Source organism: Streptomyces sp. NPDC060000, from assembly GCF_042737375.1.
In the GTDB taxonomy this organism is placed as follows: domain Bacteria; phylum Actinomycetota; class Actinomycetes; order Streptomycetales; family Streptomycetaceae; genus Streptomyces.
The window spans coordinates 27,773-45,589 of sequence record NZ_JBHWUU010000052.1 but is presented as its reverse complement, the minus strand read 5'-3'; the positions used below and the strand labels follow the sequence as shown (position 1 = coordinate 45,589).

Genomic DNA, 17,817 nt, shown 5'->3' with positions numbered 1-17,817 from the left:
GAGTGCCCACACGAGCGTCATACCCCGTTCGGAGTACATCGTTTCACGCTTCGTTCACGTCGGCCCCTTGGCAGCCGACGGCACGGTGGCGGGTGGGGAAGAGGTGAGTGCTGGGGCGGCCGGGCCCGGGTGGCACGGGAGGGTCAGCCGAACCGCTCGATCCGGATCCGGTCGACCCGCTGGCCCGCCTCGACCAGCAGCCGCGAGGCGTGCTCGGCGAACCCGTTGGACCCGCACACGTACGCCTCCCAGCCGACCGCGGGCACCTCGGCGAGCAGCGGAGCGAGGTGACCGGCGGTGAGCCGCCCCACGGGCACGCCCTCCGGCGCGCTCCGCGTGAACACGGGCGTCGTCTCGGCGCCGTACTCCCGCGCGTAGATCAGCTCCTCGGGGCCGCGCGCGGACACCAGCAGCCGCAGCGGTACGTCCAGGCCGCGCGCCCGGTGGTGGCGGACCATCGACATCAGCGGGACGACCCCGGAGCCGGCGCCGATCAGCAGCGCGGGCCGGTCGCCGGGCCAGGCGAAGAAGCCGCTGAGCGGACCGCGCACCTGGACCTCGTCACCCGGCTCGGCCCTCGTGTGGAACCAGCCCGAGACCTCGCCGCCGTCCACGTGGTCCAGGGTCAGCTCGACGTGCCCTTCGTCGTCGGGCGCGGAGGCGATCGAGTAGTGCCGCTGGGCCGTGTAGCCGTCGTCGGCCGTCAGCCGCAGCATCAGATGCTGGCCGGGCAGGTGCCCCGCCCAGTCCGGTACCGCGAACCGGAAGGTGGCGGCGTGCGGGGTCTCGCGGCGGATCTCCGTGAGGGTCGCCGTCTGCCACAGGGCGGCGGACCGGTTGCTCACGGCGATCCGGCCCGGCACGGCGAACCGGGTCGGGGGAGTGAAGGTCTCAGTCACCGGAGTACCTCTGCTCCTCCCAGGGGTTGCCCCGCGCGTGGTAGCCGTTCTGCTCCCAGAAACCCGGCTCGTCGTGGTCGAGGAGCCGCAGGCCCGCGATCCACTTGGCGCTCTTCCAGAAGTACAGATGCGGCACCAGCAGCCGCGCCGGACCGCCGTGCTCACCCGCGAGGGGCTTCCCGTCGTACTCCCAGGCGATCCACGCCCGTCCGCCGGTCAGGTCGGACAGCGGCAGGTTCGTGGTGTACCCGGTGTGCGAGTAGGCGACGGCGTGGGTCGCCGCCGGATCAGGCCGGACGGCGGCCAGGAACGCGTCCAGGGACACGCCCCCGAACCGCACCCCGAACTTGGACCAGCTGGTCACACAGTGGATGTCGCCCTCGTACGCGGACTCCGGCAGCGCGTGCGCCTCGTCCCAGTCCCAGGTGCGGGGCGCCTGCACCAGCCCGTCGACGCGGAAGGTCCAGTCGGCGGGCGCGAGGTCGGGCGTGACCTCGGCGGACAGCACGGGCCAGTCGTCGCCCGCGTCGTACTGGCCGGGGGGCAGCCCCGGATTGTGGACACGGGCACGCCCGGTGAAGCCTCGGGTGACGTTCATGCGGTTCCAGCGTGAGGGCGGCGGATGCTTACGCGGACAACCGTACGTGCATGTCAGCCGTGCTCGGCACCGGGTCCGCCCGCCGATCGTTAAGGCCGTATGAACAGTCCCGGTGGCGGGGAATAGCCACCGGGCTCCGGGCTCTTGCACGTGTCGTTCCGGATCCAGCGGTCCAGCGGTCCGGTGCCAGCGAAGGAGAGTGGGAGCAATGCCGAAGGCGTACGTCTTCACCCGGTACGGCGGCCCGGAGACCGAGGCGCTCGTCGACCTGGACCGGCCCCGGCCCGGGCCCGGCGAGGTGCTCGTCGCGGTGCGCGCGGCGGGTGTGAACCCGGTCGACTGGAAGCAGCGCACGGGCTACCGGCGCCCCGGCGAGAGCGGTGAGCGCGCATTCCCCGCGGTCCTGGGCAACGAGGTGGCCGGCGTCGTCGAGGAGACCGGCGAGGGGGTCACCGGGTTCGCGCCCGGCGACGAGGTGTTCGGCACCGCGGTCGCGGGCGGCTACGCCGAGTACGCGCTGCTGGCCGCGGGCATCACCGCGCACAAGCCCGCCGGGCTGTCGTTCACCGACGCCGCGACCCTCCCCGTGGCCGCCGCGACCGCCTACGACGGTGTCCACCAGCTCGCTCTGCCGGCCGGGGCGACGCTCCTGGTCACCGGCGCGGGCGGCGGGGTGGGTGTCGCCGTCGCGCAGATCGCCCGCGCCCTGGGACTGCGCGTCGTGGGCGTCGCGAGCGAGGGCAAGAAGGACTTCCTGGAGTCGCTCGGCGCCGTGCACGTGCGGTCCGGCCCCGGCTGGGCGGAAGGCGTCCGCCTGGCCGCCCCGGACGGTGTGGACGGCGTCTACGACCTCGTCGGCGGCGAGGTGCTGCACGAGGCGGCCGGCCTGGTGCGGGACCGCTCCCGGCTGATCACCGCCGGGGCGCCGGCCGAGGAGGCCGAGAAGCTGGGCGGTGCCCGGGTGGCGCGCGCCCGCGACTCGGCCGTACTGCGGGCCGTGGCGGACCTGGTGGTCCGCGGCGACCTGAACCCGCATGTCACCCTCACCTTCCCGCTGGAGCGGGCGGGCGAGGCGCTGCGCGAGGTCGAGAGCGGCCACGCGCGGGGCAAGGTCGTCCTCGAGATCGGAGCCGGCGCATGAGCACCGTCGAGCCCCCGCACATCCTCGACAATCCCGCCCTGGCCTCCCTCACCGGACCGCACGCCCACTTCGCCGAGCGCCGGGGCCGCGTGCTGCGCTACCCCGTCGACGTGTCGCCCTGGCTGGCGCTGCCGGACGACCCGGGCCCGGACGACTGGGCGGATCTCGCGGCGCTCGCCGGTCCCGGCGCGGAGGTCCCGCTGCCGGGCTTCCGCGGTGAGCTCCCGGCCGGCTGGGAGATCACCTTCCACGTGGACGGCGTGCAGTTCGTCGACGACGGGCTGGCCGCCGCACCCGAGCCGGAGGCGATCCGGCTCGGCCCCGCCGACGTACCCGAGATCCTCGACCTGGTCGCCCGCACCCAGCCGGGGCCCTTCGAGGCCCGAACCATCGAACTCGGCACCTACCTGGGCATCCGACGCGGCGGCGCGCTGATCGCGGTGGCCGGCGAGCGGCTGCATCCGCCGGGCTGGACCGAGATCAGCGCGGTCTGCACCGACCCCGCCTTCCGGGGCGAGGGCCTGGCGACGCGGCTGATCCTGGCCGTCGCGCACGGCATCCGCGAACGCGGCGAGACACCGTTCCTGCACACCGCCGCCGGCAACACGAACGCCATCCGGCTGTACGAGTCCCTGGGCTTCCGGCTGCGCCGCAGGACGGCTTTCCTGGCGGCCCGGGTGCCGGAGCGGCTGGGGGAGGGGCGGGAGCCGGTCCCGGTGGCCTAGCGAGCGGGTTCTTCGCGGGGCGCCGCCACCGACGGGTCAGGGGGTCACGTGGCCGCCGAGGGGGAGCCGGTCGCTCCCGGACCCGGCTCCGTGCCACTCGTTGTAGCGCACGAGGTACTCCGCGAACCTCTCCAGGTCGTCCTCCGGCCACTGCGCGAGCCGTTCCCGGAAGGCCGTGCGGCGGCTCTCGGTGACCTGGGCGAGGATGCGGCGGCCCGCGTCGGTGAGGTGGAGGACCTGCACGCGGTGGTCCTCGGGGTCCTGGCGCCGCTCGATCAGGTCGGCGCGTTCCAGGGCGCCGACCTGACGGCTGACCGTGGACTTGTCCAGGGCGTAGTGCGCGGCGAGGTCGGTGGCCCGGCAGCCGCCGCTCTCCTCGAGGTGTCCGAGGAGCGTGTACGACACGAGTGACAGCTCGGGGTGCAGCCGGCCCGCCGAGGCGCGGGCCCGCCGGGCGAAGACCGTCATCTCCCGCTGGATCGTCTCCACGGACTCGGCTGCTTCCACTGGGGCTCCCTCACTGCTTCCTCCCCGCCTAGTTGCATAATACAACTTTGAGGAGGGGGCGCGAGCCGGGAGAAGCGTCCGGTCGCTGGGGTAGGGTGGCCGTCCGGCTGCGGAGGTCCCCAGTCGCGCGAGACCGAGGAGGTGAGACCCATTACCGCAGTGTCAGGTCGGGTGCTCTCACCTCGTGACAGCGTGGATCGCCGCCGGTAGGCGACCGCGAGAGCGCCCTTCGGCTCCCGAAAGGCTTCTCGGCTCCATGCCCCCTCGTTCTCCTTCTTCTCCTTCCTCGTCATTCCCCTCCTCCTCTCCTCTCTCGCCCTCCGCCGCCGCGGCCCGTGACGCGCTGGTTGCCGTGTTGCGGGCCGCCGGGTGCGTCTTCGCCGAGGAGGAGGCGGAGTTGATTCTCGGCGCGGCCCGGACGCCCGACGAGGCCGCGGCCATGGCGGAGCGCCGGGCCGCGGGCCTGCCCCTCGAACACGTCGTCGGCTGGGCCGAGTTCCACGGTCTGCGCATCACCGTCGAGCCGGGCGTCTTCGTGCCCCGCCGCCGCACCGAGTTCCTCGTCGACCAGGCCCTCGCCGCGGTGCCGCACGCCTCGGTCGTCGTCGACCTGTGCTGCGGTTCGGGCGCGGTCGGCGCGGCCCTCGCCGCCTCGCTCGGGCCGGTCGAGCTGCATGCGGCGGACATCGACGCGGCGGCGGTGCGCTGCGCCCGGCGCAATGTCGCCGACTACGGCGGACACGCCCACGTCGGCGATCTGTTCGCTGCGCTCCCCGGCCGACTGCGCGGCCGAATAGAGCTCCTGGCCGCCAACGTGCCCTACGTACCCAGCGGCGAGGTGTCCCTGCTGCCGACGGAGGCACGGGACCACGAGCCGCTCACCGCCCTCGACGGCGGCGGCGACGGTCTGGACGTGCTGCGCCGGGTCGCCGCCGAGGCGCCGCGCTGGCTCGCCCCCGGCGGCTGTCTCCTCGTCGAGACCGGCGAGCGTCAAGTCCCCGCCGCAGTAGAGGCGTTCAGCCGCAGCGGTCTGGACGTACGGCGGGCGTACGGCGAGGAGCTGTACGCCCACGTCGTCGTCGGAACCCGGGTGACCGGGGTCAGGTAGCCGCTCCGCTGCCCGTGGGACCGGGGGAGGGCGAGCGGCCGTCCTCGTGGTTCCACGGGCCGTGCCCCGGGGAGCCGTCGCGTCGGTCGTCCGGGCCGCGGTCGCCGAAGGTGCCGGACAGGACGCGCTCGGCGGTGTTCGTGTCACCGGAACGGGTCCCGACGACGTACACCGAGTCGCCCTTCTTCGGCGCGTCGGCCCCGGAGCCGGAGGCGCCGTCGGCGGACACGGACGCGTCCGCAGCCACCGTCCACGTCCACGCGGCGCTGTCCTCGCTCCTGACGGTGATCTGCTTGCCGTCCGCCTTCGTCACCGTGCCCCGCTGCCAGACGCGGACGACCCAGTCACCGGTGCCGGGGTCCTTGACGGTCGCCTCACCGTGCGCCGCGTCGCCACCGAGGCCGAACCACGGGCCGCCGTGGCCGTGCCGGCCACCGGGCCCCTGGGAGGAGGACGCGGCCGGCGACGCCCATGGTGCGCCGCCTCCGGAGTCCCCCGAGGCCGCCGCGTAGGCGACGGTGCCGCCGAGCGCCAGGACGGCGACGGTGGTGGCCGCGATCACCGCCCGCCCGCGGGCCGACCGGCGTCGCCACTGCGTGCGCAGGCCGGCACGGTCCCGCTCCGCGTCGACCGGCCCCGAGAGCACTTCGGCCTCTTCCGGCCCTTGCGGCCTGTCCGGCTCCTGCATCACGGCTCACCCTCCTCGGGCACGACGGCGGCACCAGTGCCACGCCTCACATTGATTGTCCGAGGTGCCCGATAAGGAAGCGATAACAAAAGCCTGTGAATCGGGCGGGCGGCGGCGCTCAGTCCCCGGTACGCGTCCGCGCCCGGGCCACCAGCAGGGCCACGTCGTCGTGGTTGTCGGGGTGGTGCAAGGCGCTCAGCAGCAGGTCGCACACCTCCTCGAGCGGCCGCGCGGGATCGTCGAGCAGCGCCAGCAGCGCCTCCAGACGCTCGTCGAGCGAGTGCCTGCGGGTCTCGACCAGGCCGTCCGTGTACAGCACGAGCTGGTCGCCGGGCGCGAAGTCGACGTCGGTCGTGGAGAACGGCACCCCGCCCACGCCCAGCGGCACGCCGGTGGGCAGGTCGAGCAGCTCCGGCGGACGGTCCGGGCGGACGCGAACCGGCGGCAGGTGGCCGGCGTTGGCGATCCGGCACCTTCCCACCCGGGGGTCGTGGACGGCGTACACGCAGGTGGCGATGGAGTGGTCCAGGCCCTGGGTGATCCGGTCGAGGTGCTCCAGGAGGACCGCCGGGTCGAGGTCGAGCGAGGCCAGCGTGGTCGTCGCGGTACGCAGCCGGCCCATGGTGGCGGCGGCGTCGATGCCGCTGCCCATCACATCGCCGACGACGAGTGCCGTCTTGCCGTCCGGGAGCGGGATGACGTCGAACCAGTCGCCGCCGACCTCGGTGGTGGCGCCGGCGGGCTGGTAGCGGGAGGCGACCTCGAGGCCGCCGGTGACGGGCGGATGGCTCGGCAGCAGGCTGCGCTGCAGGGTGAGCGCGGTGGTGCGGGCGCTCTGGTACCAGCGGGCGTTGTCGATCTGGACGGCCGCACGGGCCGCCAGCTCACGGGCGAGCAGCAGGTCGTCGTGGTCGAACGGCAGGGGATTGCGGGTCCGTTTGAGGTCGAGGGCGCCCAGCACCTCGCCGCGCGCGATGAGCGGCACGGCCAGGTACGAGTGCACACCGGCCCGGGCCAGCAGGGCGGCTGCCTCGGGGGAGTGGGCGATGCGCCCGAGGTCCTCGTCCTTGACCTGCGCCACCATGACCGGCCTGCCGGTGCGCACGCACTCGGTGACGAGCCGGTCCGGCGCGTAGCGGGCCACCTGTCCGGGCTGGTCTGCCGCCCGCAGCGCGTCCGGCTCGTCGGCGGCGCGCACCGCCAGGGCGCGGATCACGGCCGGCTCGGTGGGCCCGAGACGGGAACGCCGGCCCGCCACCACCGCGTCGAGCAGGTCCACCGCGGCCACGTCCGCCAGCTCCGGCACGGCCACCTCGGCCAGTTCGAGGGCGGTGCGCTCCAGGTCCAGGGTGGTGCCGATCCGGGCGGAGGCGTCCGCGACCAGGGCCAGCCGGCGGCGGGCCGCCTCGGCCTCGACGGCCGCCCGGTGCCGGTCGGTGACGTCGACGACCGAGACGGCCACGCCCAGCACGGTGCCGCGGGCGTCCTCCAGGCGGTACAGGGAGAGCGACCAGGCGTGGTCCTCCTCGGGGTCGGCCGGGGTGCGCCCGAGGGCGGACCGGTCGACGAGCGGCTCCCCGGTCCGCAGCACCTGGCGCGCCGCGGCCTCCAGTGCGTCCGCGTCCAGCCGGGGCAGCACCTCGCGGACGGTCCGGCCCAGGTGCTCCTCGGCCGGTACGCCGTTCATCCGCGCCAGCGAGGGGTTCACCGAGACGTACCGCAGGTCGGTGTCCAGTACCGCGAGGCCGTTGGGGGACTGGGCGACCATCCGCGTCGACAGGGCCAGGTCCCTCTCCAGCCGGCGCACCGTCGTCCGGTCGGCGGCGAGTCCCAGGGCGTAGACCTCGCCCCGGTCGTCCATGAGCCGCATGTTGCGGAACTCCACCAACCGGGTGGTGCCGTCCTTGCGCCGGATGGGGAACGCCCCCGCCCAGCTGAGGCCCGTGGCCATGACGTCCGCGAACAGCTGTACGACAAGGTCGACGTGTTGTTCGTCGACCATCACATGCGCCGCGTACCGCCCCAGGGCCTCGTTCGCCGAGTACCCGAACAGCTCCTCGGCCTGGGGGCTCCACAACGCGATGCGCCCCTGGGTGTCGAGCACCACAGAGGCCACGTTGAGCACGTCCAGCAGGCCGCTGGGCCCGGTCGGGCCACCGGCCTCGGCCGCGGACGATCCGGCTCCACTCATGCCACGCACCGCCTCCGCATATCGCCGCGGCACGTCGTCCCCCGTGCCGACTCCCCCTGTTCTATCGTGCTCAACCCATTTCTCCCACGGCTCGCGCGCCCTTCCATGCTCCTCCAGTACGGCGTCGCGCGCCGTTCTCCTCAAGGTCCGCACCTGTCCATGGAATTGGTCTGTACATGACCACGATGCCCGGGCCAGACTGTCCGCCGAGTGCGCCCACCCCCCTCGACGAGGAGTCCCATGCCCCTGCGTCCCGCCCGCCGCCGTCGCACCACGGCCGGCACCGCCCGCACCGCCCGCGCTGCCCTGCTGGCGCTGGCCGTCGCGACGGTCACCACCCTTTCCGCGGCCCCGCCCGCCGCGGCCGCCGACAACTGGACCGAGGTCGGCTCCGACCGTGCCGACCCCCTGACCGAGAGCCAGGGCCTGACCTCGGTCGAGGTCCCGGCGGGCAGCGGCAACCGCTACACCGGCATCGGCACCATCCCGCTGTCCCTGTCGGCCCGCGGCTGGAACCACGTCGGCGATCCGGACGCGTCCTACGACGGCTACTACGTCGAGCCGTACCAGAGCGACTCGAACAACGCGAAGATGTACCGCGTGCAGGCGCCCGGCGGCGCCTGGTCGGAGTACGTCCACACCCTCGGCTCCGGTGAGGCGCTGAACAACTCCTGGGACGCGATCACCCCGAACAGCCAGTGGATGCTGTCGGGCGAGTGGGGCACCATGACCCGGTTCCTGGTCTTCCCGACTCCGGGCGCCAACCCCGCCACCTCGCCCTCGGCGAACCTGCCGCAGGTGTCCACCGTCCGTCTCGACCACGCCGTGCGCGACGTCCAGGGCTGCGACTTCACCGGCCCGACCACGCTGCTGTGCTCCTCGGACGACCCGGCCGGAACCCTCTTCGGCATCACCAAGCCGCTCCTCCGGATCGACCTGTCCGCCGAACCGAACGGCACCTCCGACGTCACCGGCCATGTCACCGCCCTGCGGCAGCTGCCGCTGCGCAGCTCCTGCTCGGGCACGTTCGAGGCGGAGGGCATCGACTACGACCGGCGCTCCGGCACCCTGCGGGTGATCGTCGTCTCGCCCGGCTTCTGTGTGCTGACCGACAGCAAGACCTACCGCTTCACCCGGAGCTGACCGGGGCGCAGGCGCCCCTCCTTCTCGTTGGTCCCACTCGGAAAGTGATGCTTTTCTGGGGATGTGGCGCGGTTCGCGGGGAACCCGCACCTCCGCGTCACAGCCACGAGAGGAGCGAGCACGATGGATCGCGAGCGACCGCACGAGGAGTCCGTCTCCGTCGAGATCAGCGGATGCAGCAAGGAGGACGCCCGGATCGTGTTCGACATGCTGAACCAGTGCTTCGAGTCGGACCGCAGTACGGACGAGGCGCCGCAGCAGCTCCATGAGAGCCGCCCGATGGTGTGGCTGGGCACCTTCGAGGTCACCGAGGCGCACGACTGCGCCAGGCCCGCCCGTCTCTCCTCCTCCGTGGAGGCGGACGCGCAGGGCAGCTACTGGGCGATCGAGCGGCTGCGCGCGACGCTGGACTCGGTCTTCGAGGTGCGCGACCTATCCTCGGCCTCCGGAGACCAGGAGCGGGAGCTGCACGTCCTGTTGGAGAGCCGGTGAGACTGCCTCGCCGGTGACCTGCGGCACATGACCCCGGCCCTATTGTGCAACTAGTTGCATAAACCGTGCGCGGTCCTCTAGAACTGGAGGGAAGACACCGCGCACGGAGGGCCGTCATGAGCCGTTACCCGCACCTGCTGAGCCCGCTCGACCTGGGCTTCACCACACTGCCCAACCGCGTCCTGATGGGCTCGATGCACATCGGCCTGGAGGAGGCCGAGCGCGGCTTTGAACGCATGGCCGCGTTCTACGCCGCCCGGGCACGCGGGGGCGTGGGCCTCATCGTCACCGGCGGAATCGCCCCCAACGACGAAGGGCGGCCGGGCGAGGGCGGCGCCAAGCTCACCACGGACGCGGAAGCCGAGCAGCACCGCGCGATCACCGACGCCGTGCACCGCGAGGGCGGCCGCATCGCGATGCAGATCCTGCACTTCGGCCGGTACGCCTACCACCCGGACCTGGTCGCCCCGAGCCCCCTCCAGGCGCCGATCAGCCTCTTCACGCCCCGTGAACTCACCGACGCCGACATCGAGCGGACCATCGACGACTACGCCCGCGCCGCCCGCCTCGCCCGGCAGGCCGGCTACGACGGCGTCGAGATCATGGGCTCCGAGGGCTACCTCATCAACGAGTTCATCGCCTCCCAGACCAACCACCGCACCGACCGCTGGGGCGGCTCGTACGAGAACCGCACCCGCTTCCCCCTCGAGATCGTGCGGCGGGTGCGCGAGGCGGTCGGCGAGGACTTCATCGTCATCTACCGGCTGTCCATGCTGGACCTGGTGCCCGGTGGCTCGACCCTGGACGAGGTGGTCACCCTCGCGAAGGCCGTCGAGGAGGCCGGCGCGACCATCATCAACACCGGCATCGGCTGGCACGAGGCCCGCATCCCCACCATCGCCACCTCCGTGCCGCGCGGCGCCTACACCTGGGTGACGAAGAAGCTCATGGGTGCGGTCTCCGTCCCGCTCGTCACCACCAACCGCATCAACACCCCCGATCTCGCCGAGCAGCTGCTCGCCGACGGCTGCGCGGACATGGTGTCGATGGCCCGCCCGTTGCTCGCCGACCCCGACTTCGTGAACAAGGCCGCGGCCGGCACGCCCGAGGCCGTCAACACCTGCATCGGCTGCAACCAGGCCTGCCTCGACCACACGTTCAGCGGCAGGATCACCTCCTGCCTGGTCAATCCGCGCGCCTGCCACGAGACCGAGCTGATCCTCTCCCCGACCCGGCTGCGCAAGCGCGTCGCGGTGGTGGGCGCGGGCCCAGCGGGTCTCGCGTGTGCCGTCAGCGCGGCCGAGCGCGGGCACGACGTCACCCTCTTCGACGCCGCGAGCGAGGTCGGCGGCCAGCTCAACGTCGCCCGCAAGGTCCCCGGCAAGCAGGAGTTCGACGAGACCCTGCGCTACTTCCGCCACCAGCTCGACGCGCACGGCGTGGACGTACGGCTGAACACGCCCGTCGCCGCCGCGGACGTGGCCGGCTACGACGAGGTCGTCGTCGCCACCGGAGTCAGCCCCCGCACCCCCGACATCCCGGGCGTCGACCACCCGAGCGTCGTCGGCTACCTCGACGTCCTGCGCGACGGCGCGCCCGTCGGCGACCGGGTCGCGATTCTCGGCGCGGGCGGCATCGGCTTCGACGTCGCCGAGTTCCTCACCGACGGCGGCGACGGGACCAGCGAGGACCCGGCGGCCTACTTCCGCCAGTGGGGCGTCGACATGGACTACCGGGGCCCCGGCGGTCTCGCCGCCCCCGAGCGCCCGGCCCCGCCGCGCACGGTCCACCTCCTCCAGCGCAAGACCGGCAAGGTCGGCGCGGGCCTCGGCAAGACCACCGGCTGGATCCACCGCACCGAGCTCAAGCACCGGGGCGTCACGATGGTTCCGGGTGTGCGCTACGACCGGATCGACGACGCCGGGCTCCACCTCACCGTCGGTGAGCAGAGCACGCTTCTGGAGGTCGACACCATCGTGCTGTGCACGGGTCAGGACCCGCGCCGGGACCTGTACGACGCGCTGCTCGCCGACGGCGTCAAGGCGCACCTCATCGGCGGTGCCGATGTCGCCGCCGAGCTGGACGCCAAGCGCGCCGTCCAGCAGGGCACGGAACTGGCGGCGGCGCTGTAGGACCGTACCGGCCCGTCCCTAGGATGACTTCATGTCACTCCCGCACGCGATCCTCACCGCCCTGCTCGAGAGGCCCTCGTCGGGGCTGGATCTGACCCGCCGGTTCGACAAGTCGATCGGCTACTTCTGGTCGGCGACGCACCAGCAGATCTATCGCGAGCTGGGGAAACTGGAGTCCGAGGGGCACATCCGGGCCCTGCCCACGCAAGCCCCGGCCCGCGGGCAGAAGAAGGCCTACGAGGTGCTGCCCGCGGGACGCGCCGAACTCGCCCGCTGGACGGCGGCCTCCCAGGACCCCAAGCCGCACCGCGACGCCATGCTGCTGCGGCTGCGTGCCGCGGCCGTCGTCGGCACCGCGGGCCTGGAGGCCGACCTGCGCCGCCATCTCGACCTGCACCGGCGGCAGTTGGCCGAGTACGAGGAGATCGAGAAGCGCGACTTCCCGCCCGGCGAGGACAGCGCGCAGGCCAGGCTCCAGCACCTGGTCCTGCGTGCGGGCATCGAGCTGGAGACCTTCTGGACGCAGTGGCTCACCGAGGCCGTCCAGGAGCTGCCCATGGTGCCGGACGGGGCGGACGGGGCGGACGCGACCGGTTAGAGCCGGTACGGCTTCGAGCGGCGGCGCAGGAACCAGGCCGCCGCGATGACACCCGTCCCCACCAGTGCCCCGCCCACCCCCATGGCCACGGGGCCGTAGTCGTGGGCCGCGCCGCCGAGGCCGCCCATGACACCCCGCGAGGGCGAGGCAGTGGGCGTCGCCGTGGCCTTCGGGGTGGACGGGGTCGAGACGATCACGGCCTGGGTGCCCGCGACGCTGCCGTTGGAGCACATGACGACCACGGTGTAGGTGCCCGGGGAGACGGCGGACCAGGCGGCGGACTGGCCGGCGGCCGTCCCGGACAGGGCGACCTGGCGCCCCTGGGCGAAGCTCGCCTGACCGCTGTTGAGCAGCGCCGCCGTGCCCCAGCTGCCGTTGATCTGGGTGCAGGCGCTGGTCACGACCGACACCGTGGAACCGGTCGTGCTCACGGAGATGCCCGAGGTGCGGGCGACGGCCGGGTGGGCGGTGAGGGCGAGCGGCAGAGCGGCGGCGGCTGCCACGGTCAGTCCTGAACGGACGAGGAAACGGGAAGTGCGCATGGGATGTCCTCCGGCGGCGGCACGGTTGGCGGTACATCCCTTGCGCCGCCGAAGGTCGGGTACGCCCGTGCTGCCTCAGGGGCAGCCAACGCGCCCCGGCCCCACCCCGCACGCGGACCGCCCCCGACCAGGTGACGGATTCCTCCGGACGGCTCCCAACGACGGCCGACCTGTCCGATACCGACGACCGGCCTGTCGGGTACCGACCGGCCCTGGGCCGGTACCGACGGCCGGCCTGTCCGATGCCGACGGGAGGCCTGGTCCGCGGAGCGACCGGTCGCCCATCCTGTGGCTATGGCTATGGCTATGGCTGTGGCTATGGCTATGGCTGTGGCTGTGGCTGTGGCTGCGGCCGCCGTGGCCGTGGACGGTGGCTCGCCCGACCCGTGTCGAGCGGCGGCTCAAGAGTGATCGAAGGGCGGCCCGGCCGGTCGCCCGGCGCAGGTCGGCCGGTGGGCCGGCCCGTGGTGGCCCGTGGCCCGCCGGGGCGGCTCCTCAGTGCTGGGTGCCCGTCGTCACCGTTCGTTCCGCCGAGAACGCGCCCCACGTGCCGTCCGGCAGCCGGGCCCGGATCCGCACACGGTGGCCCACGCCCTTCTGCCGCCCCACGTAGAAGCTGTATGTCGCCTTCCCGGGTGGTGGGGTCCCGCCCCACACCAGTGAGGTGGCCGGCCGGCCGTCGAGCTGGATCTGGTACTCCGTGACCACGCCGTCCACGCGGGGCGGCACCCACGACAGGTCGATGTAGTACGCCCCGTCGGCGAGGCGGACGCCCGCCCGGAAGCCCGCCGGCGCGGTGTCCGCCCCCTCGCCCTCACCCGGCGGGGTGGTCAGGCGTACGGGCGGACCGGCGGACGAGACGTTGTCGGCCGCGTCCCGGGCCCGGACGGTGAACGAGTAGCGCGCGCCCGGACGCAGCCCCGTGACGACCGTCGCCGTCTGGCCCCCGCCGACGCTGTGGATCCGCACGCCGCCCTGGTAGACGTCGTAGGACACCACCCTGCGGTCGTCCGTGGCCGCCGACCAGGACAGCTGGACGGCCCGGCTCCCGGCGGCCCGGCCGGTCACCGAGCCCGGCGGGGTCGGGGCCGAGCGGTCCGCCGCGGCGGCCACCGGTGTCGTGGCCCGCGCCTCCCGGCTGCGGGGACCGAGCCGCCCGCCGACGTCACGGGCTCGCACCGTGAAGACGTACGTCGTCGACGGCGAGAGGCGGACGACATCGAGCATGCGCGCGGCGCCGGACACGTCCCCGACCTTCTCGGTGCCCCGGTACACCTCGTACGCGCCGACCGCGGGGCTCGAGGCGACCGCGTTCCACATGACGTGCACGCTCGTTGCGCTCCCGGCCACGGCGGTGACACCGGTCGGCGCGCCCGGCGCCCGCCCGTCCTCACCGCCTCCGCCGCTCGCACATCCGCAGCACAGGGCCGCCACCGGCCCGCACAGCACCACCCACAGCACAACGCCTCGCACGGCTTTGCCTCCCGGCCCGGCACGGCGGCAATGGTCCGGACCAATATGGCGTGGTGGTGCGCACACGGCAAGGGGGTGGGCAGGTGTGCGGGGGGCGGCCGCCTGCGGCCGCTCCCGGAGGGTACGTAAGCTGAAGTCCTCGCGGCTGAACTCGCTCTGCACACACGTGAGTTCAGGCCGTCGGCGCGGACCGCTGTCGTCGCCGATCCCGAGCCGGCGAGTGGCCCGGGGGCCCGGAGCCGAGACGGCGCTCGGGCCCCCGGCCCCAGTCGCACCGTCGGGCCGCCGCCACGCCGACGGCAACGGCGGGGGCCCCGGCACACCGCACCGGGCGCCGTGCTCCGTACGCGGTACCGCCTGCTCCGTACGGCCCCCTCGGGTGGCCCAGGGGCACGGTCGACACCAGATTGTCCTGAGTGCCCGTCAATGCCCCTACGAGAGGGACCGTATCGTGCGCGTCCAGTCGCTGACACTGGCCGCGGCCGGCCTTGCCCTGCTGGCCCCGACCGCCCCATCCGCCGCCCCGCACCCGTCCGTGGGTGCCCCCGGAGCCTCGGCGCCCCGGGAGGAGGGCTCGGTCCGCGCCGCCGACCTGCTGGCCCGGGTCCGCGACTGCACCCCGGTGTCCCGCGGCCGTTACCGGGCCGACGACGACACTCCCGCCACGATTCCGGTCTGCGGCACCGACGAGGCGGTGTTCTGGAAGGCCGACATGGACATCGACTGCGACGGCCGCCCGGGCGTGGAGTGCAACAGCCGCACCGATCCGCTGTTCTCCGGCGCCACGGCGTACCAGCAGTCCGACGGCCGCTATCTGAGCGCCGAGACACTGCCGTACATCGTGGTGCCGGGGGTGAGCGACATCTGGGACCACCGTGACCAAGGGGTACACGGAGGATCGGTCGCGGCCGTCATCTACCAGGACCGGGTGCAGTACGCGGTCGTCGGCGACACGGGACCGAGCGAGATCATCGGCGAGGCGTCGTACGCCACCGCCAAGGCGCTCGGCATCCGCCCCGACCCGCGCGGCGGCGGCACCCCCTCCGGCGTCACGTACATCGTCTTCAAGAACTCCCGGGCGACCCCCATCGAGAGTCACGCGTCGGCGGTGGAGGTCGGGGAACGGCTGGCCCGGCTGTTCGTGCGCGGCACGGGGGGAGAGACCCGTCTGCCGGAACCGCCGGTGGACGAGTGGGCGCCGACCGGGCTTTCGGAGCCGGCGCAGGGTGGAGAACCGTCTGCGGCACGAGAACCTGGAAGATCCTGAATCAGGATGGTCGAACCCTTGGCTCCGGGCTCTCACGATCCGGGCACTGACACACTGAAGCACTGGCCAGGGCCCGCTCGATCTCGGCCGCCGGGAAGGGAGTGCGCTTGCTCTGCGTCAGCAGTCGATGATGGAAGTCGTCCAGAACGACGGCGTGCGGGGCGTGCCGGTCGATGATCGCGCCGATGTCGGGCGAAATCCTGCCGGGGCGGCGGCCGTTGACCCATTCGCGCAGGAAGGTTCCGTGTTCGGTGCCACCGCGTACGTCGTCGGGCAGATGGTGGCGAAGCAGGTGGTTCGGTGCGTAGGAGCGGTCGTACACAAGGTGATCGGTGAGGAAGGCGGCCTCCTTCGCCGAGAGTTCGAAGTCGCGGCTCAGCGCGAGCCCGAAGTCCGTGAAGTAGACCTGCCGGCCGTCGGTGAGCACGTTGGCGAAGTGCGTGTCGAAGTGGACCAGTCCGCGCGCGCTCATGAACTGCGTGCCCCGCAGCAGTTCATCCTCGACCCACCGATAGGCCGACTCGCCTCCTGCCTCCGGCCGGGCCGCATCCCGGTTGTCGCCGAGCCATGAAGCGAGGGTCCGGGGCACGTGCTCCAGGAAGAGAACCAGGCTGTGAGAGGACCGTCCGACGGCCTCCAGCCGATCGCGTACGGCCGGTGACCCGTCCCAGTGCGCGACGGCCCCTTCAACGCTCCCGAACGCGTCCACGAAGCCGGCCGGGGGACTGTCGGGCAGAACCCGCCAGTGATACAGCAGCGGGAATCCCGCGTACGCGTTCTTCACTACCCAGCCGGTCGTCATGATGTGCGCGGCCAGCTCACGCCAGACACCGAACCCCGCCGATCCCGCCCCGTACTGGTAGAAGAGGGGAAGCTCGAAAAGGTTGGCCGTCGACCGCACGTGCTCCGGCTGCAACTCGAGGTCCGTCAGCGGAACCCGTTTGACGAAGACGGGCATCCCTTCGACTTCCATCTCCGCCGACCGTCCGCCGATGCCGGAACCGAGGCCCGGCGCGGCGGACACCGCCTTCTCCAGCCGGCGGTCGCTCAACAGCGACAGCCGTGTCCCTGCGGCCGCGTATGCGGCAACCCGCGCGGCATGTCCTGACTCGGTCACATCCATCGGCGGCTGCCCACACAGAGTCCCGGCCGGTGAGGCCGGGACTCTCTGCACTGCGGATCGCGCAGCAGACCGCCCGGTGCCGCTGCCAGGAACACAGTGGCACGGGCGTGCCGCAACGGTGTCATGCACCGGCTGGTGCGGGCTGCTCCTCCGCCCGCTCCGGTACCGCAGAAGCGGTGTAGAAGACCGACGTACCCTGCTTGCTGCGCTGCGCCTGGCTTTTGGCCACCAGCCCTTCGAGCGTGGTGCGCACCACGGTCGTTTTGACGCTGCGGTCGGGGTGAGCCTTCCCGAGGGTTGCGGCGATCTCGGCCGCCGAGCGCGGCTCGTTCTGCTCCGAGAGATGGCCGCGGATCAGGTCGACCAGCGTCGGCTGCACCGTCTTCGCGGATCCGGCCTTGCCGGAGGCCTTCTCGGCGGCCGGCTTCCCGGACGTGGCCTGACGGGGCGCGGGGGCGGTCTTCCTCGTCCGTGCCCGCTTGCCGGATCCGGACTCGGCGGTCTTCTTCGCCGCGCGGGGGGCAGGCACCGCAGCGGCGCTGTCCGGCAGGGCCGAAGGCTCTGCGGAGACCGGTGCTGCGCCGATCGCCTGCTGGATGCTGAGCAGCACCGTGTGGTCACGCTGTTGGGCAGCCAACTGCTCCTGGAGTGCGGCGATTTCCGCGCTGAGCCGTTGCTGCTCCTTGGCATTGCGTTCGAGGTCGGCAGTTACCTGAGCGGTGTACTGCGATGTGAGTTCGGTAGCGGATGCGTCCTCGGACATGGGATGCACAACCTTTCCTCGACCTGAGGCCGGAGTTGAAGGGCCCACCATGTCATGTGTGCCGACCTGTGGCTGGTGCCTGCGGGGTGGCAGCAACATGCGTGCACGGTGCCCTGCCTAGAGATAGTACGGATAACCGGAGCGGGTTGTTCTCCCCGGACATGTGTTCCGAACCGACGTCAGGCCTCAGCGATCCGGCGGTCGGGCCCGCAGCGGAGTGGGCCGAGGAGGTGTGTGCCGCGCGGGAGGCCGACGTCCCGGTGCGAATTCCGCGACGCCGGCTGTCTCCCCCGACGTGATGGCCCGCCGCACCCGCCGCGGCCGCCCCCCCCGTGGGCGGGCGCCGGCCCCGGGGGGGCCCCCCCCCCCAAGCCCCACCGCCGGGGGGGTTTTAAAAAAAAACCGCCCCCCCCAACAAAAAAGTTGT

General features: G+C 72.9%; 17 protein-coding genes. 8 read left to right on the top strand and 9 right to left on the bottom strand.

The window, feature by feature from the left end:
* Window positions 1-143 precede the first annotated feature (143 nt).
* Both ACFWBB_RS25830 and ACFWBB_RS25825 read right to left on the bottom strand, forming a co-directional pair.
* A complete protein-coding gene (locus ACFWBB_RS25830; RefSeq protein ID WP_385277045.1) occupies window positions 144-899 on the bottom strand; it encodes a ferredoxin reductase in 756 nt (251 codons plus the stop codon).
* Window positions 892-1,497: a sulfite oxidase-like oxidoreductase gene (locus tag ACFWBB_RS25825; protein WP_385277043.1), complete on the bottom strand. Its 606-nt coding sequence runs from the start codon at window positions 1,495-1,497 to the stop codon at window positions 892-894. Before ACFWBB_RS25825 ends, ACFWBB_RS25830 begins: the two co-directional genes overlap by 8 nt.
* 208 nt (window positions 1,498-1,705) lie before the next feature.
* Between ACFWBB_RS25825 and ACFWBB_RS25820 the strand changes: the two genes are divergently transcribed.
* Together ACFWBB_RS25820 and ACFWBB_RS25815 are read left to right on the top strand one after the other, a co-directional pair.
* Window positions 1,706-2,638, top strand: a complete 933-nt coding sequence (locus tag ACFWBB_RS25820) for an NADP-dependent oxidoreductase (protein ID WP_385277041.1) — start codon at window positions 1,706-1,708, stop codon at window positions 2,636-2,638.
* Window positions 2,635-3,363, top strand: a complete 729-nt coding sequence (locus tag ACFWBB_RS25815) for a GNAT family N-acetyltransferase (RefSeq protein WP_385277039.1) — start codon at window positions 2,635-2,637, stop codon at window positions 3,361-3,363. Before ACFWBB_RS25820 ends, ACFWBB_RS25815 begins: the two co-directional genes overlap by 4 nt.
* 36 nt (window positions 3,364-3,399) lie before the next feature.
* Here the strand turns inward: ACFWBB_RS25815 and ACFWBB_RS25810 are convergent, their stop codons facing one another.
* On the bottom strand, window positions 3,400-3,870 hold the full coding sequence (locus tag ACFWBB_RS25810) for a MarR family winged helix-turn-helix transcriptional regulator (protein WP_385277037.1): 471 nt from the start codon (window positions 3,868-3,870) through the stop codon (window positions 3,400-3,402).
* Window positions 3,871-4,126: 256 nt separating this feature from the next.
* Here ACFWBB_RS25810 and ACFWBB_RS25805 point away from each other — a divergent pair, with 256 nt between their 5' ends.
* Window positions 4,127-4,978: a putative protein N(5)-glutamine methyltransferase gene (locus ACFWBB_RS25805; protein WP_385277035.1), complete on the top strand. Its 852-nt coding sequence runs from the start codon at window positions 4,127-4,129 to the stop codon at window positions 4,976-4,978.
* On the opposite strand, the gene ACFWBB_RS25800 is transcribed toward ACFWBB_RS25805, so the two are convergent.
* Both ACFWBB_RS25800 and ACFWBB_RS25795 read right to left on the bottom strand, forming a co-directional pair.
* Complete coding sequence (locus ACFWBB_RS25800; protein ID WP_385277033.1) at window positions 4,971-5,666, bottom strand: hypothetical protein; 696 nt, start codon at window positions 5,664-5,666, stop codon at window positions 4,971-4,973. The two genes, ACFWBB_RS25805 and ACFWBB_RS25800, sit on opposite strands and share 8 nt — an antisense overlap.
* A 118-nt stretch (window positions 5,667-5,784) precedes the next feature.
* On the bottom strand, window positions 5,785-7,857 hold the full coding sequence (locus ACFWBB_RS25795) for a SpoIIE family protein phosphatase (RefSeq protein ID WP_385277031.1): 2,073 nt from the start codon (window positions 7,855-7,857) through the stop codon (window positions 5,785-5,787).
* A gap of 240 nt (window positions 7,858-8,097) precedes the next feature.
* Here ACFWBB_RS25795 and ACFWBB_RS25790 point away from each other — a divergent pair, with 240 nt between their 5' ends.
* The 4 genes from ACFWBB_RS25790 (at window position 8,098) to ACFWBB_RS25775 (ending at window position 12,222) form a co-directional block, all read left to right on the top strand.
* Complete coding sequence (locus tag ACFWBB_RS25790) at window positions 8,098-9,000, top strand: hypothetical protein (protein WP_385277029.1); 903 nt, start codon at window positions 8,098-8,100, stop codon at window positions 8,998-9,000.
* 123 nt (window positions 9,001-9,123) lie between these two features.
* On the top strand, window positions 9,124-9,492 hold the full coding sequence (locus ACFWBB_RS25785; RefSeq protein ID WP_385277027.1) for a hypothetical protein: 369 nt from the start codon (window positions 9,124-9,126) through the stop codon (window positions 9,490-9,492).
* 116 nt (window positions 9,493-9,608) lie between these two features.
* A complete protein-coding gene (locus ACFWBB_RS25780; protein WP_385277025.1) occupies window positions 9,609-11,624 on the top strand; it encodes an FAD-dependent oxidoreductase in 2,016 nt (671 codons plus the stop codon).
* A 31-nt stretch (window positions 11,625-11,655) separates the two neighbouring features.
* Window positions 11,656-12,222, top strand: coding sequence for a PadR family transcriptional regulator (locus ACFWBB_RS25775; protein ID WP_385277023.1), 567 nt, complete (start codon window positions 11,656-11,658; stop codon window positions 12,220-12,222).
* Here the strand turns inward: ACFWBB_RS25775 and ACFWBB_RS25770 are convergent.
* Together ACFWBB_RS25770 and ACFWBB_RS25765 are read right to left on the bottom strand one after the other, a co-directional pair.
* Window positions 12,219-12,764: a hypothetical protein gene (locus ACFWBB_RS25770; RefSeq protein ID WP_385277021.1), complete on the bottom strand. Its 546-nt coding sequence runs from the start codon at window positions 12,762-12,764 to the stop codon at window positions 12,219-12,221. The two genes, ACFWBB_RS25775 and ACFWBB_RS25770, sit on opposite strands and share 4 nt — an antisense overlap.
* Before the next feature lie 495 nt (window positions 12,765-13,259).
* Window positions 13,260-14,237 (bottom strand): fibronectin type III domain-containing protein, encoded by a 978-nt coding sequence (locus ACFWBB_RS25765; protein ID WP_385277019.1) that lies wholly within the window; start codon window positions 14,235-14,237, stop codon window positions 13,260-13,262.
* A gap of 451 nt (window positions 14,238-14,688) precedes the next feature.
* Here ACFWBB_RS25765 and ACFWBB_RS25760 point away from each other — a divergent pair, with 451 nt between their 5' ends.
* Complete coding sequence (locus tag ACFWBB_RS25760) at window positions 14,689-15,504, top strand: glycoside hydrolase family 75 protein (RefSeq protein WP_385277016.1); 816 nt, start codon at window positions 14,689-14,691, stop codon at window positions 15,502-15,504.
* 1 nt (window position 15,505) lies between these two features.
* On the opposite strand, the gene ACFWBB_RS25755 is transcribed toward ACFWBB_RS25760, so the two are convergent.
* Both ACFWBB_RS25755 and ACFWBB_RS25750 read right to left on the bottom strand, forming a co-directional pair.
* Window positions 15,506-16,627, bottom strand: a complete 1,122-nt coding sequence (locus ACFWBB_RS25755; protein ID WP_385277013.1) for a protein kinase family protein — start codon at window positions 16,625-16,627, stop codon at window positions 15,506-15,508.
* A gap of 121 nt (window positions 16,628-16,748) precedes the next feature.
* Window positions 16,749-17,390: a hypothetical protein gene (locus tag ACFWBB_RS25750; RefSeq protein ID WP_385277010.1), complete on the bottom strand. Its 642-nt coding sequence runs from the start codon at window positions 17,388-17,390 to the stop codon at window positions 16,749-16,751.
* Window positions 17,391-17,817 lie beyond the last annotated feature (427 nt).

Excerpts from the sequence above, each read along its gene's own strand:
- ACFWBB_RS25825 (WP_385277043.1), bottom strand. The coding sequence starts at position 1,497 with ATGAACGTCACCCGAGGCTTCACCGGGCGTGCCCGTGTCCACAATCCG.
- ACFWBB_RS25820 (WP_385277041.1), top strand. The coding sequence starts at position 1,706 with ATGCCGAAGGCGTACGTCTTCACCCGGTACGGCGGCCCGGAGACCGAG.
- ACFWBB_RS25815 (WP_385277039.1), top strand. The coding sequence starts at position 2,635 with ATGAGCACCGTCGAGCCCCCGCACATCCTCGACAATCCCGCCCTGGCC.
- ACFWBB_RS25805 (WP_385277035.1), top strand. The coding sequence starts at position 4,127 with ATGCCCCCTCGTTCTCCTTCTTCTCCTTCCTCGTCATTCCCCTCCTCC.
- ACFWBB_RS25800 (WP_385277033.1), bottom strand. The coding sequence starts at position 5,666 with ATGCAGGAGCCGGACAGGCCGCAAGGGCCGGAAGAGGCCGAAGTGCTC.
- ACFWBB_RS25795 (WP_385277031.1), bottom strand. The coding sequence starts at position 7,857 with ATGAGTGGAGCCGGATCGTCCGCGGCCGAGGCCGGTGGCCCGACCGGG.
- ACFWBB_RS25790 (WP_385277029.1), top strand. The coding sequence starts at position 8,098 with ATGCCCCTGCGTCCCGCCCGCCGCCGTCGCACCACGGCCGGCACCGCC.
- ACFWBB_RS25785 (WP_385277027.1), top strand. The coding sequence starts at position 9,124 with ATGGATCGCGAGCGACCGCACGAGGAGTCCGTCTCCGTCGAGATCAGC.
- ACFWBB_RS25780 (WP_385277025.1), top strand. The coding sequence starts at position 9,609 with ATGAGCCGTTACCCGCACCTGCTGAGCCCGCTCGACCTGGGCTTCACC.
- ACFWBB_RS25775 (WP_385277023.1), top strand. The coding sequence starts at position 11,656 with ATGTCACTCCCGCACGCGATCCTCACCGCCCTGCTCGAGAGGCCCTCG.
- ACFWBB_RS25770 (WP_385277021.1), bottom strand. The coding sequence starts at position 12,764 with ATGCGCACTTCCCGTTTCCTCGTCCGTTCAGGACTGACCGTGGCAGCC.
- ACFWBB_RS25755 (WP_385277013.1), bottom strand. The coding sequence starts at position 16,627 with ATGGATGTGACCGAGTCAGGACATGCCGCGCGGGTTGCCGCATACGCG.
- ACFWBB_RS25750 (WP_385277010.1), bottom strand. The coding sequence starts at position 17,390 with ATGTCCGAGGACGCATCCGCTACCGAACTCACATCGCAGTACACCGCT.